Below are 12,088 nucleotides of genomic sequence, written 5' to 3'. Positions count from 1 at the left end.
AGGTCAAAAATGGCCGCATGCACTTTCACATCTTTTCGTTGAAAGTCATGACGTGTTAAATTTTGACAATGCTGAATATGAATTGCCTAGATGACGTGTGACCTTGTGCCAAGTTGAGCGCAATGTTTGGTGCGATGGACAATAAATGCTATTGATTCAGTGCGTTTGGTAGATCCTTATATGGGCAGATATCATCTTCAAACGGCACGTGCTTTCGCGGTAATGAAGTGCCGCCTGCCTGCTCCATCAATGACAGACGCTATAAGTAATTATAATTTTGCACTTTGAATGGTGCGGTGTCAGATCGATCCGAGATAATACCCGATGGCCTCTGCCAGTTCGGTTTCCTCATAGCCGAAATGGGAGCGTACAACTTCTTCCAGTTTTCTGAATATGTTGGCGGCTTGAGCGAAATTTTCTTCCGAGGGGTCTTGCGCCAATGTATCCGCCGCACTGGCAAGGCGGATAATCAATTCATGGACGACTTCGTGCTCGGCTTTCAGCTTTGCGACAACCGCGCGGAACATGCCGCCACCTGCTGCCTCTATCCGCGGGAACATGTCCGCGCTTTCAATATCATGATGAAATTTGAGCACTTGGCATTCACGGCCGCAAAGCGATCCGAACGCCCGAAAATTCTCGGCCATATCGAGTGAAAGGACAAGCTGCTTCAAGTGCTCAGGCGGCGCATCCCGCGCTTCGATCCTGGCGAGCACCGCGCCGATTTGAGCCATCTCTCTTAAATAATGACGATGGATTGCGGCAAGTTGCCGACCTTGGCGACGATGTATGTCTGTGGCCTCCGGCACTGGTGGGGCTTTGGGCCGCCCGGCCTCATCAACGCTCAGTTCATCCAGCGATCGGGTCGAAAAATCTGTCATGGCGCAGATATTGGGCGAACGTAGTCCAAGTCAAGAAGGTTCGCTCCCGGCTTAACGTGGCCCTTATGTTTGAGACAATGCTGATCAAGCGGTGCATGAAATAGCGGCACCCTAATGCCATTGCTTTCTTAAGCCGAACCCCTAAGTACTTCTTAGCTAAAACCAAAGGGGATTATTATGCGGGTTTTGTTTACTGGCGGGTCGGGCAAAGCGGGCCGCCATGCTGTCGAATATCTGATCGAAAAGGGTCACACGGTACTGAATGTTGACAAGGTTGCGCTTGATTTGCCCGGTGTTGAAAACCGTATCGCGGATATCACCGATGCCGGACAGATGTTTGACGTTATGGCAAGCTATGCCGGATTTGACGAACTGGAACCCGGCACCGGCGTGCCGAAATTTGACGCTGTTGTGCATTTTGCAGCCGTGCCGCGTTTGCTGATGACGTCAGACAATGAATGTTACCGCGTCAATACGATTGGCACGTATAATGTTATCGATGCTGCGGTGAAATTCGGCGTGAAGAAAATTATCTTTGCCTCATCAGAAACCACCTATGGTGTTTGTTTTGCCGATGGCGAGCGCAAGCCGGAATATTTGCCCATCGATGAAGAACATCCGGTTATCCCTGAAGATAGTTACGCCATGTCCAAGGTTGCCAATGAGGTGACCGCACGCAGTTTTCAACGCCGCTCCGGTTTTGACATTTACGGCCTGCGTATCAACAATGTGATTGAGCCACATGAATATGCGCAAAACTTCCCCGCTTATATCGCAGATCCTTCTTTGCGCCGCCGGAATATTTTTGCCTATATTGATGCGCGCGATCTGGGGCAAATGGTTGACCGCTGCCTGAAAACAGACGGGCTTGGCTTTGAAATTTTCAATGTATCGAATGACGACCATTCTGTTGCTGACAGCACGGCTGAATTGATCGAGAAATTCTATCAAGATGTGCCAGTAAGTGACATGGGCGAGAATGAGACATTCTATGCCAACAAAAAAGCCAAAAAGCTTGTGGGCTTCAAGCCGGCGCATCATTGGCGCATGTATGTGGATGGATAGGACGCTGTACGGATTGGCGTGGGGCAAGCAAATTCAATAGCGGTCAAGGAAAAGAAAACGGGGCCATTTTGACCCCGTTTTTAATTTTAAAGCGCAATACGGAAGCGGGCGAAACCGTCGTCGCCTTCACCGGCTTCTTCGTATGCCCTGAAGCTATTTCGGCAAATCATTGTAAGGGCAGACATCATCTGCAAACGGAACGTGTTTTCGCCGGAATGAAGTGCCGCTTATCGGGTGCGGGTTGCTGATCCGGTCCATTCGGAAATGCCGGAAACCAGCGCGCTCCGGGTCCCAAGCCACCAAATACCACAAGGGCGGTAAAATCAGCATGGCTTGCGGCTCGACTTTACGCTTTGTCACGCAGCCCTTTGCGTCTGTGTAATCAAAGTGCAGCTCTTGCTTCTCCAGAAAAGCGGTTTCGAAAGCTGGCAGCAATGCTGCGTCCATCGGGCCGCGCCCTGAAATATCTTGCTGCGGCGACAATTGACCAATGTGCAGGCAATCGAGCAGGCGGCGCAAATCACGTACTTTGTCCGGTGACAATGATTTTTCGATCTTTGCCAGTCCCGCATCGGCCAGATCGGAAAATGGCAGGTCTTGCGCGATCCGCATCGCTGTTACGCTTATCAAGAGCGCGAACACTTCTGCGACTGACAGGCGCGCGCTTGTCTGCACCGACTGTGGGTCAAGTTGCAGCCCGCCGCCGCGCCCTGTTTCTGAATGAATGACAAAGCCCTGATCGCGCAAAGCAACAATATCGCGAAGCACGGTTCTCCTTGAGGTGCCAACATCCTCAGCCAGCGCATCGACTGTCGATGTTCCATTACGTCGCAAGGTGCGAACGATGCTGTCCTGACGTGTTCGAATATCCATAATTCACCTTAAGCGTTTTTGGTGACAATAAATGGCACTAATTAAATTTACACGGTTTGCATCAATGTCAATAGGAGATGATGACGATGCAACGCACCCCTGTTAACCCTTGGAACTGGTCTTTAAAGCTTGGCTATAATCAAGCGGAAATTATTGAAGGCGCATCACGCCAGTTGATTTGTGCGGGGCAAACCGCCGTTGATGCAAATGGTAATCCGCAACATGCTGGCGATATGCGCGCACAGATGGATTTGGCGCTCAATAATCTGGAAGCAGTTTTATCAGACGCGGATATGAGTTTGCGCAACATTATCAAGCTTGGTGTTTATGCCACCGATGTTGATGAGGCGCTGAAAAACTTTGATCTGCTCGGCATGCGTTTCGGACCGATTGAATGTGCGCCGCCAATGACATTGCTAGGTGTGACACGCCTAGCCATTCCCGGATTGTTGTTTGAAATTGAAGCGACTGCTGCTGCGTAAGGTGGAATGAAATCACATAGCAAAAAGCGGGGCCGTCTTTCCGGCCCCGATGTTCAGTTTTAAAGATTGATACGGAAGCGGGCGAAACCGTCATCGCCTTCACCGGCTTCTTCAATTGTAACGCCCTTTACATCACCGGCATATTGCTTGGCGTTTGGTCCCGTATCGAACACAACCGACGTGCCTTCCAGTTCCTTGAACGTCCAATTACCGTCCGCGCTCGGGCTGATTGTGCCTTGGTCCACAATGTAACGCACGATCACATCGCGGTTGGTGTCCGGTCCTTCAAAGATGATCGTGTCGCCCAATGCGCCGGGGAAACTGCCGCCGCCACTGGCGCGGTAATTGTTGGTTGCCACAACAAAACGCGCTTCGGGATCAATCGGCTTGCCGTCAAATTGCAAATCGACAATGCGGTTGGCATCTTCGTTGATCACATTGCCGTCGCTGTCAAATTTGGATGGTTGCGACAGGTCAATCTTGTAGGTCACGCCGTCCATCACATCAAAATTATAGGACGGGAATTCAGGGTTGAGCAGCGGCTGGTCGGCCTGGCCCGGGTCCACCTGATTGAACATGCCCGCCGAACGCTCCAGCCAGTCTTTGACCTGAGCACCGGAAATTTCCACCGCGCGCACCGTGTTTGGATAGAGGTAAAGATCGGCCACATTTTTGATGGCGACATCGCCCTTGGCAACATCGGTATAATAATCCGGACCACCGCGGCCACCTGCTTTAAACGGCGCTGCCGCCGACAGAATTGGCAGGCCTTCCCATTTCGTGCCCTGCATCATTTCCGCAATATACCATTGCTGCGCCTGACTGACGATCTGCACCGATGGATCATCGGCGACAAGCGCGAAATAGGAATGCAGCGGTGCATCGGTTTTACCAACGGAACGGCGCACATAGGCGAGCGTTTCATCATGTTCTTTTTGAACACTGGCGAGTACATCTTCCTGGCTTTCAACAAGCGCTGTCACCTTGCGGTCATCGCCGCGCTTGGAGATCGGACGCGCTTCTGTGGTGCTGGTGACGACTTTCCATTCATTGCCGTCTTTCTCCAACATCAGGTCAATCAAGCCAAGGTGGGAGCCCCAGAAGCCGCCCATCGCCGCCGGTTTGCCGTGGATTGTGCCCTTGGCAATGTCGACACCGGCAAAACCGCTAAATTTTTCGCTTGGGAAAACAAGGTGGTTATGGCCTGTCATCAGCGCGTCAATACCATTGACTTGTGCCAGTGGCACAGAAGCATTTTCCATGCCGTCTGTGTGTTTTGCCTCGCCAATACCCGAATGCGAAAGTGCGATAATGATGTCGGCGCCCGCTTCTTTCATTTCCGGCACATAGGCTTTAGCTGATTCCACAATATCGCGGGCCTGAACCTTGCCTTCCAGATGTTTTCGGTCCCAGTTCATCACTTGCGGCGGTACAAAACCAATCAGGCCGATCTTGATGTCGTGCTCATTACCGGCCCCGTCTTTGACCTTTTTAGCAAGGATAACATAAGGCTTGAGCAGCGTTTTGTCGGCGCGCGGATTGGCACCCATTTCCTTGGCAATATTGGCGGACACAACCGGGAAATTGGCGCCGGCCAGCGCCTTCATCAGAAAGTCGAGGCCATAGTTAAATTCGTGGTTGCCGAGTGTTGATGCTTCATAGCCAAGTGTGTTCATGGCTTGGATGATCGGGTGCATGTCACCCTCTTTCATGCCGCGCTCATAGGCGATGTAATCGCCCATCGGGTTGCCCTGAAGAAAATCACCATTGTCGACGAGTATCGAATTGGTGGATTCAGCGCGGATTTCTTTGATGATGGAAGCCGTGCGCGCAAGACCTACAGTATCGGTCGGCTTATCGCTGTAATAGTCATATGGGAACACGTGCACGTGCAGATCGGTTGTTTCCATAAAGCGCAAATGCACCTGATTTGCGGACGCATTGGCAGAGAACGGATGTAAAACGGCGAGTGCGGTTACGGCAGCAGCACCACCCAAAAACTGGCGGCGTTTTATGAGCATGATGTCGGACATATTGTTCTCCTGATTATTGTTTTTGCGGTAAGCAAATTGGGCACCGGATGATCGGTTTTGTCAATCGCCTAAGCCGGTTGTGTGACAGGTGTATTACACATGAAGAGGTATCATGCGGCTATATTGGAACGGTCACATAATTCCGCCACAACTCGTCTCTAGCGCAGCTTCATGCGTGTTTTATCATCTTTAAAATCTTTGCGATATTTGTCGGGAATTGTTTTCCTGACATTGCTTTTACCGGAAACTGTTTACGGGCAGGAAAAAGCAATTTCCTGGAAGCAGGAAAAATGTGTGCGCTATAGCGCGGCATGGGATGAGGCGCTGACGCTGTTTGATAAAAGTCAGATGACTGCGGATTTCGTCAACGCGCATGAGCGTTTCATTGAAACAAAATGTGATCATGATATTCACGTCTGCCCGGTCAGTGATTATGATCTGGAGGTCGCCAACGCTATGGTTGTCGCCTCGATGAATGCGGGCACGGCAAGCACCTTTCCGCCATTTACCTGCCGCGACGAGAACAAAGAACTTCCCAACTATAAGGGCGATCAATGAGCCGGATAGCGCTTCTTTTCACCGTATTGATTTTCGCGGCTCTTCCGCAGGCAGCGGGTGCAAAAACAATTTGTACGATTGTGCTGGATGCCGGTTCTTCGGACGTGCTTCACGAAAAAGGTGAGTGCGACAGGCGGGCAACGCCTGCTTCAACATTTAAAGTCGCGCTTGCCTTGATCGGTTTTGATGCGGGCTATTTAAAAGACGCGCAATCGCCAGTGCTGCCCTTTAAGGAAGGCTATGTGGATTGGGCGGGAAAAGAATGGCGGCAAGACACCACGCCTGCGCGCTGGATGCGTTATTCGGTTGTCTGGTATTCGCAGCAGATTGCCAAAGCCTTGGGGGCGCAGCGCATTTCCGGCGATTTGCAGAAAATCGGTTTCGGTAATGCCGATATTTCAGGTGACAAGGGTTACAATAATGGATTGGAGCGCGCGTGGATTGCTTCATCGCTGGAAATTTCACCGCGCGAGCAGGTCGTCTATTTATCGCGTATGCTGCGCTATGAATTACCGGTTAGCGCCGAGGCCGTTGATCTGACAAAAAGCATTGTGCAGATCGATCAGGGGCAAGGCGGCTGGACCGTTCACGGCAAGACGGGACTTGCCTTCCCGCGCAATGCAGACCGCAGTTTTAACCGCTCGCGCGGCTTTGGCTGGTATGTGGGCTGGGCTGAAAAAGGCGGGCGGCAGGTCGTTTTTGCAAGGCTTATCCAGGACGAAAAACGCCAGAAAACAACGCCGTCAACCCGCGCAAAAGCCAGCCTTCTGAAAGATCTGGACGGCCTTACACGGTAGCGGCTGACCGGCGGCGCGCCAGCCATTTGTCCAGGGCAATGAGCGCGAGGGCGAAAAGGCAAAATACAATTGCGATCACAATTGTGTTGCGGATGAATTCAAACCCTGACAACTGGTTCAAATCCAGAAACCAATAGGCGTACCAGCCGTCAAACGCGCCACGTATGACGGCGTATAAAAGATAGGCCACCGGCGCGGCGACGGCCCATAAAGCATCGCGCCAGACAAGCTTTCCATGATCAGCGATGAACCATGCCAGCAAAAACATGATCGGTGAAACATCGTGCAGGCCACGGTCAGCGACCAATTGCCAACCGGTCGGTGACCAGATGGCGCGCAGTGCAACCGAATAAACGAAACCAACCAGAGCAATTGATGCTGCCGTATATAATCTGGCGCGGGCGCCGTTAAAAATAGTCGGTTTCGGGAGCAGCATTGCGGTGGAAACCACGCCAACGGCGATATTGGTCAGGATCGTGAAAAATCCGAAAAAACGCCAGACAGCTTCAACAATTGTTGCGCCTTCGCCTGTCATCCGGTCGACAGTCAGCACCAGCTGCAAGCCAAGGCAAAACCAGACAACAAGCGCTGTCATGGCCGGTATTGATTTTTGCAATGGCATCCGCATTAACAATCAACCTTGATTAATGTCCGCTTCACGTTCTTCTTCGTGTATCTTACGTCGGATGGCGTTCTTGAGGCCAGAGCTTTCTTGGTGGATTTTATTATGTTCACATCGGATAAACTGGAATTGCCTTCATGGAAATTTCATACCGGTTTCCCCTTTCATCATGAACCATATGCACCTATATCTGCCAAGCTGACTGCGCTCTGCGGCAGAAGACAAAATTCTCGGGACCTTACGCATCTTCAGGGAGCTGGCGCTGATTAGGCTCGTGGGCTTTTTCAACTGGCACCCACCTACATAGTTAGGTTCACCGGGATGCAGCTCTTCACCGATTGTCGTGGTTGGCATCTTTCAGGCACTGGTTTCCTGTGCCAATGTCACTGCAATTCCGGATGCTTTTCATGGCTGCCAGTCAACCGCTCAGCAAAAACGACATGCGCAAGACAGCATTGGCAGCGCGCGATGCGATGAGCGAAATCGAACGCATTGAAGCAGGACTTTCGCTGACAGATTACGCCGGTGCGCTGGATGTTATGGCGGGGCAAATTGTGTCCGGCTTTTTTCCCATCCGGTCCGAGATTGATATCCGGCCCCTGATGTTTGAACTGGCTGCACGGTTCAACGCCAGGCTTTGTTTGCCGGTTGTTGTCGACAGACAAACAATTGAATTTCGCCATCTTGAACGCGGCGGCGAACTGGTGCCAACCGGATTTGGCACATATGGGCCTGGCGGTGATGCGGAAATTCTCGACCCGGATATTTTATTAATACCGCTTGCCGCTATTGATCCTGCCGGTAACCGTATCGGCTATGGCGGCGGCTATTATGACCGTGCTATCGAAAAGCTGCATCTTAAAGGCAAAAGCCCGCGGTTGATCGGCGTTGCATTTGAAGCCCAGCGCGTGAAACATATCAATGCCGAGGCCCATGACATTGCGCTCCACGCCGTGCTGACAGAAAATGGGTTGCAACTTGTTGGCTCTGACAAGTAGAACCCCGCAATGCGTATTTTATTTTTAGGCGATATGGTTGGCCGCTGTGGCCGTACTGCGGTGTTTGACCAGCTTCCGGGCTTGATATCTGATCACAAGCTCGATTTTGTGATTGTGAACGGTGAAAATGCCGCTGCGGGATTTGGTATTACCGCCGCTATTTTTCAGGCCACGATAGATGCCGGTGCCGATGTGGTGACCACGGGCAATCATGTCTGGGATCAAAAGGAAGCTTTGAGCGTTGCCGCGCGCGAGGACCGTTTTTTGCGGCCCGGCAATTATCCGTCCGGCACGGCCGGTCGCGGCATGGGCGTTTATGAAGCACGCAATGGCGCCCGCGTTATGGTTTCCAATATTATGGGCCGCGTGTTCATGCACCCTGATCTTGACGATCCGTTTGCCTGTGCCGCCGCGCAGCTTGAAGGCGGTGCGCTCGGTTCAGCTTTTGACGCGGTCGTGTTTGACTTTCACGCGGAAGCGACCTCTGAAAAAATGTGTTTTGGCCATTTTGTAGACGGGCAGGCCAGCCTTGTTGTCGGCACGCACACCCATATGCCAACGGCAGACCATCATATTATGGAAGGCGGCACCGCCTATATGAGTGATGCGGGAATGTGCGGCGATTATAATTCGTCGCTGGGTATGGATAAGGAAGAGCCGCTCAACCGTTTTTTGACAAAAGTGCCCAAAGGCCGGTTTGAAGCCGCCGAAGGACCGGCAACAATTTGCGGTGTATGTGTGGAAACATCGGACCGCACGGGGCTTGCGGAAAAAATTGCGCCGCTGCGCATCGGGCCGATTTTAAGTGAGACAATGCCTGACTGGTGGTAAAATCGATATCAGGCAGTGAGCGGAAGCGGGTCGCTTGCTCTTCTTCGTGATCTTGCAGCGGCACCAAAGATTACGCGGTTGCGGCCCTCATTTTTGGCGCGGTAAAGGTTTCTGTCCGCCTGCTTCATGATTTCTGATACATTATCTTCTTTCGCAGCAAATACCGCGCCTATTGAAACTGTGAAGGTCAAAGGTTTTTCCAAGCCGACATCGATTGGAGAACGGGCAACCCGCTGGCGGATGCGTTCTGCAATTTCATACGCCTGATCTTTGTTCAGCTGGCGCAGATAAATACCAAATTCTTCGCCACCCAAGCGCCCGACCAGATCGTCTTCCCTGATGGTTTCGCGGATCACGCTGGTAATGGTCATCAATGCCGCATCGCCGATATCATGGCCGAATGTATCATTGATTTTCTTGAAATTATCGGCGTCCAGCATCAGGAAGTAGCCTTCTTGTATTTCTTTCTGGCGGCTGGTTTCCACATTGCGAACGAAATGCACACGGTTCAGCACGCGGGTCATCGGATCAATGGATGCTTCATAGCGTGCAATGGCGGTTTCACGCTCTAATGCATCATTGGTTTCAAGTAATTGCTGGTTTGTTTTGGTAAGATGTAAATTCTGCCGGAAAAAAGCATATCCAACGGGTGCGGAGACGATTGCAGCGACAATCGGAGACACCGCAATCGCACGATCAAGTATCTCGGGTATGAATGCCTGAAGGATAGCGTAGGTGACGACTTGCGTGCCTACAACTGCCCATCCCATGACGAGAAGCATTTGCTTTAACATATTGAACATTACTCACCCTCTTTAGAGTGAACGTAACGTAAGGTCTTGAACGTTAGTTTAAGCTGTAAGGTAAATTATTTCTTACTTTTTGGATAAAATGCTTATCAATCAAAGAGTTCTATGATTGGCTCGTAAGGCTCGCACAGCAGGACGCGGCAACTGGCGCCATCTGCCGATGGTACGGAGGCGGGCTCGGCTCTTTCATCTCTGCGGCAAAACCGGTCACCAGCAACATAGCGGTCATACAGCGTATAGTTTGCAACGCGCTCTGACGGATAACGCAGGATGGCCGCGCCATCACGCTGAATGACGCTCTGAATTGCGGCGCAACTTGTTTGAGGTGTGTTGATGCGCTCAATGGCAAATGCCGGCACGGTTACAGAAAATGCCATCATAAATGTAAGTGCGGTGCGGCCTGAGTAAATTTTCATTTTCAACCTCTGGAACGTAAACTGTATGGAATCATAACGGTCGGGCGTTTGGGCAGGCTGCGTATATTAACTGTAATTGTGTCGTCTTTCAGATATTCGATCTTCCACTCGTCACCCATTAGGTTGGTGAAAGACGAAATGGCATTGCCGCGCAGGTGCATTGGCAAAACGATGGAAGAGCGTAGCCGCGTTGTCAGTTCCGCCATGCGTTCATGCGAGAGGGTCAACCCGCCGTCGACTGGCACCATTACGATGTCCAGGCGGCCAATGTCTGCATAATGCTCTTCGGTCAAAGGATGATGCAGATGCCCCAAATGACCGATACAAAGACCGGCAACTTCAAAGATAAAAATTGAATTGCCATCCGCAATCATCCCGTCGCCAAAGCTGCGAACGTCCGTGGTGACATTGCGCACATAAACATCTTCCACAATAAGATCGTGATCAATCGGCGTTGGCGCCCCCAAATTCCAGCCGGTCAGCACATACTCGATAGCCGGATCAGGGTTCATGGTAAAATGGCTTGAATGGGCATTGTTCATGGTCGCAATGCGCGGCGGGGTAGGTTGCGATCCGTAAAACCCGCCGAAATCAGTTGCAGCGACAACACCTTTCGGCGTTTCAATGCGGTAAGTTGAATGGCCCGAAAATGTGATAGTGACATCATCATCAATGGCGAGCGGGCTGGCCGATGCGGATGCAAAGATCACATTGGGCATTTTTTGGGCAATTGCCAGACATTGCGACACCGGCGTATCGTCAGATTGCGCGATCACAGGTGTTGGCAGAAGTGTAAAAGCTGCCAAGGCAGTTAGGGCAAAAGCTATCGATGGTTTCATGGCGCACCTCACTTGCTTTTAAAAGTGTAGCGCACAATGGACGATTACCGAAGTAACATATTGGTGCGCAGATGCGCTGCGGGCATAGACCGGCGTAATCGCCGATGGACTTGCTCTAGTGTTTCATGCCTTTCTTGCGTGCGGCGGCGACAAGCTTCATCTGCTTGCCATTGTAGTTCTCATCGAGAAATTTCATTGTTCCATGAATGATCGCCGGCGGAATCTGGTCGAAGGGCGCACTGGCGGCATGGTTGGCTTCTTCTTTGGTTTTACCGCTATCCAGCGCGGTCAGGAAGATGTAGCCGCGCACGGTCAGATGACCACGGCGCGTATTTTCTTTCAAAAACCACCAGATACATATGCCGATAACAAGTGTTGTTAGGACGATTTTCGAGAGCATATGTCAATTCCGCTGGTAGGCTTGAGTAAGAGCATCATAATTATCAGGCTGGCCATCATAGGTTAAATCGCCTTGTGGCAGTACAACCCAATCCTGCTTGGAGCCGATCCATATATGACCGGCAGGTTTTATCCAAGCTGCATCATCAAAACTGCCGCCTTTAATATTCATCATCTGCTCATAGGCGGGACGTTTGTGAAAAAGCCGCGATCCACAGGACGGGCAATATTCGCATTCAGTGAGTTTATCGCCGGATGATTTTGTAAAAGTGGCGGTTTTGCCCTTTATTTCAACGGATGCTTTTTCAACGCGAACGGAAATACCAAAGGCGCTGGAAGACTGTTTTTGACATTCTGTACAATGACAGGTGTAAATGACTTCCGGCTTTTTATTCAATGTATAGCGCACAGCACCGCACTGGCAGCCACCTGACTGTTTAAAATCACCCAATTTAAAATCCTCGTTTGGACGCTGGACGTTTCGC

15 protein-coding genes are annotated in these 12,088 nt (G+C 51.2%); 6 read left to right on the top strand and 9 right to left on the bottom strand.

The window, feature by feature from the left end:
* Positions 1-299: 299 nt before the first annotated feature.
* Entirely contained in the window at positions 300-881 is a 582-nt protein-coding gene (locus SU32_RS10585; protein WP_082376640.1) for a hemerythrin domain-containing protein, read from the bottom strand.
* A gap of 171 nt (positions 882-1,052) precedes the next feature.
* Between SU32_RS10585 and SU32_RS10580 the strand changes: the two genes are divergently transcribed.
* Complete coding sequence (locus SU32_RS10580) at positions 1,053-1,946, top strand: NAD-dependent epimerase/dehydratase family protein (RefSeq protein ID WP_211097745.1); 894 nt, start codon at positions 1,053-1,055, stop codon at positions 1,944-1,946.
* A gap of 153 nt (positions 1,947-2,099) precedes the next feature.
* Here SU32_RS10580 and SU32_RS10575 read toward each other — a convergent pair whose 3' ends face one another.
* Positions 2,100-2,819: a helix-turn-helix transcriptional regulator gene (locus tag SU32_RS10575; protein WP_053999332.1), complete on the bottom strand. Its 720-nt coding sequence runs from the start codon at positions 2,817-2,819 to the stop codon at positions 2,100-2,102.
* An 86-nt stretch (positions 2,820-2,905) separates the two neighbouring features.
* Here SU32_RS10575 and SU32_RS10570 point away from each other — a divergent pair, with 86 nt between their 5' ends.
* Entirely contained in the window at positions 2,906-3,301 is a 396-nt protein-coding gene (locus SU32_RS10570) for a RidA family protein (protein ID WP_053999331.1), read from the top strand.
* A gap of 59 nt (positions 3,302-3,360) precedes the next feature.
* Here the strand turns inward: SU32_RS10570 and SU32_RS10565 are convergent, their stop codons facing one another.
* Positions 3,361-5,334 carry a bifunctional 2',3'-cyclic-nucleotide 2'-phosphodiesterase/3'-nucleotidase gene (locus SU32_RS10565; protein ID WP_053999330.1) on the bottom strand — a complete coding sequence of 658 codons (1,974 nt, stop codon included), beginning with the start codon at positions 5,332-5,334 and terminating at the stop codon, positions 3,361-3,363.
* Between the two features lie 171 nt (positions 5,335-5,505).
* Here SU32_RS10565 and SU32_RS10560 point away from each other — a divergent pair, with 171 nt between their 5' ends.
* The gene (locus SU32_RS10560) at positions 5,506-5,892 is read left to right on the top strand and encodes a hypothetical protein (RefSeq protein ID WP_053999329.1); all 387 of its coding nucleotides are present in this window, start codon (positions 5,506-5,508) and stop codon (positions 5,890-5,892) included.
* Complete coding sequence (gene blaOXA / locus SU32_RS10555; protein ID WP_053999328.1) at positions 5,889-6,689, top strand: class D beta-lactamase; 801 nt, start codon at positions 5,889-5,891, stop codon at positions 6,687-6,689. Before SU32_RS10560 ends, blaOXA begins: the two co-directional genes overlap by 4 nt.
* On the opposite strand, the gene SU32_RS10550 is transcribed toward blaOXA, so the two are convergent.
* Entirely contained in the window at positions 6,679-7,317 is a 639-nt protein-coding gene (locus tag SU32_RS10550; protein WP_053999327.1) for a Pr6Pr family membrane protein, read from the bottom strand. The genes blaOXA and SU32_RS10550 overlap by 11 nt on opposite strands.
* Positions 7,318-7,718: 401 nt before the next feature.
* Between SU32_RS10550 and SU32_RS17235 the strand changes: the two genes are divergently transcribed.
* Both SU32_RS17235 and SU32_RS17230 read left to right on the top strand, forming a co-directional pair.
* Positions 7,719-8,309 (top strand): 5-formyltetrahydrofolate cyclo-ligase, encoded by a 591-nt coding sequence (locus SU32_RS17235; RefSeq protein ID WP_053999362.1) that lies wholly within the window; start codon positions 7,719-7,721, stop codon positions 8,307-8,309.
* A gap of 9 nt (positions 8,310-8,318) precedes the next feature.
* Positions 8,319-9,140 carry a TIGR00282 family metallophosphoesterase gene (locus SU32_RS17230; protein WP_053999325.1) on the top strand — a complete coding sequence of 274 codons (822 nt, stop codon included), beginning with the start codon at positions 8,319-8,321 and terminating at the stop codon, positions 9,138-9,140.
* A gap of 8 nt (positions 9,141-9,148) precedes the next feature.
* Here the strand turns inward: SU32_RS17230 and SU32_RS10530 are convergent, their stop codons facing one another.
* From SU32_RS10530 to SU32_RS10510, 5 genes are all read right to left on the bottom strand, one after another.
* Positions 9,149-9,943 (bottom strand): GGDEF domain-containing protein, encoded by a 795-nt coding sequence (locus SU32_RS10530; protein ID WP_053999324.1) that lies wholly within the window; start codon positions 9,941-9,943, stop codon positions 9,149-9,151.
* Positions 9,944-10,038: 95 nt separating this feature from the next.
* Positions 10,039-10,365: a hypothetical protein gene (locus tag SU32_RS10525; protein WP_201454925.1), complete on the bottom strand. Its 327-nt coding sequence runs from the start codon at positions 10,363-10,365 to the stop codon at positions 10,039-10,041.
* A 2-nt stretch (positions 10,366-10,367) separates the two neighbouring features.
* A complete protein-coding gene (locus SU32_RS10520) occupies positions 10,368-11,204 on the bottom strand; it encodes an MBL fold metallo-hydrolase (RefSeq protein WP_053999323.1) in 837 nt (278 codons plus the stop codon).
* A 115-nt stretch (positions 11,205-11,319) separates the two neighbouring features.
* The gene (locus SU32_RS10515; RefSeq protein WP_053999322.1) at positions 11,320-11,604 is read right to left on the bottom strand and encodes a hypothetical protein; all 285 of its coding nucleotides are present in this window, start codon (positions 11,602-11,604) and stop codon (positions 11,320-11,322) included.
* Between the two features lie 3 nt (positions 11,605-11,607).
* Positions 11,608-12,054, bottom strand: a complete 447-nt coding sequence (locus tag SU32_RS10510) for a GFA family protein (RefSeq protein ID WP_053999321.1) — start codon at positions 12,052-12,054, stop codon at positions 11,608-11,610.
* Positions 12,055-12,088 lie beyond the last annotated feature (34 nt).

Source organism: Ahrensia marina, assembly GCF_001293565.1.
Taxonomy (GTDB): domain Bacteria; phylum Pseudomonadota; class Alphaproteobacteria; order Rhizobiales; family Rhizobiaceae; genus Ahrensia; species Ahrensia marina.
Note: the sequence above shows the minus strand (reverse complement) of the source record. Positions and strands in the feature narration are given on the sequence as shown.

What these genes read in the sequence shown, in the direction of transcription:
- SU32_RS10585 (WP_082376640.1), bottom strand. Translation starts at nt 881, where the DNA reads ATGACAGATTTTTCGACCCGATCGCTGGATGAACTGAGCGTTGATGAG.
- SU32_RS10575 (WP_053999332.1), bottom strand. Translation starts at nt 2,819, where the DNA reads ATGGATATTCGAACACGTCAGGACAGCATCGTTCGCACCTTGCGACGT.
- SU32_RS10570 (WP_053999331.1), top strand. Translation starts at nt 2,906, where the DNA reads ATGCAACGCACCCCTGTTAACCCTTGGAACTGGTCTTTAAAGCTTGGC.
- SU32_RS10565 (WP_053999330.1), bottom strand. Translation starts at nt 5,334, where the DNA reads ATGTCCGACATCATGCTCATAAAACGCCGCCAGTTTTTGGGTGGTGCT.
- SU32_RS10560 (WP_053999329.1), top strand. Translation starts at nt 5,506, where the DNA reads ATGCGTGTTTTATCATCTTTAAAATCTTTGCGATATTTGTCGGGAATT.
- blaOXA (WP_053999328.1), top strand. Translation starts at nt 5,889, where the DNA reads ATGAGCCGGATAGCGCTTCTTTTCACCGTATTGATTTTCGCGGCTCTT.
- SU32_RS10550 (WP_053999327.1), bottom strand. Translation starts at nt 7,317, where the DNA reads ATGCGGATGCCATTGCAAAAATCAATACCGGCCATGACAGCGCTTGTT.
- SU32_RS17235 (WP_053999362.1), top strand. Translation starts at nt 7,719, where the DNA reads ATGGCTGCCAGTCAACCGCTCAGCAAAAACGACATGCGCAAGACAGCA.
- SU32_RS17230 (WP_053999325.1), top strand. Translation starts at nt 8,319, where the DNA reads ATGCGTATTTTATTTTTAGGCGATATGGTTGGCCGCTGTGGCCGTACT.
- SU32_RS10530 (WP_053999324.1), bottom strand. Translation starts at nt 9,943, where the DNA reads ATGTTCAATATGTTAAAGCAAATGCTTCTCGTCATGGGATGGGCAGTT.
- SU32_RS10525 (WP_201454925.1), bottom strand. Translation starts at nt 10,365, where the DNA reads ATGAAAATTTACTCAGGCCGCACCGCACTTACATTTATGATGGCATTT.
- SU32_RS10520 (WP_053999323.1), bottom strand. Translation starts at nt 11,204, where the DNA reads ATGAAACCATCGATAGCTTTTGCCCTAACTGCCTTGGCAGCTTTTACA.
- SU32_RS10515 (WP_053999322.1), bottom strand. Translation starts at nt 11,604, where the DNA reads ATGCTCTCGAAAATCGTCCTAACAACACTTGTTATCGGCATATGTATC.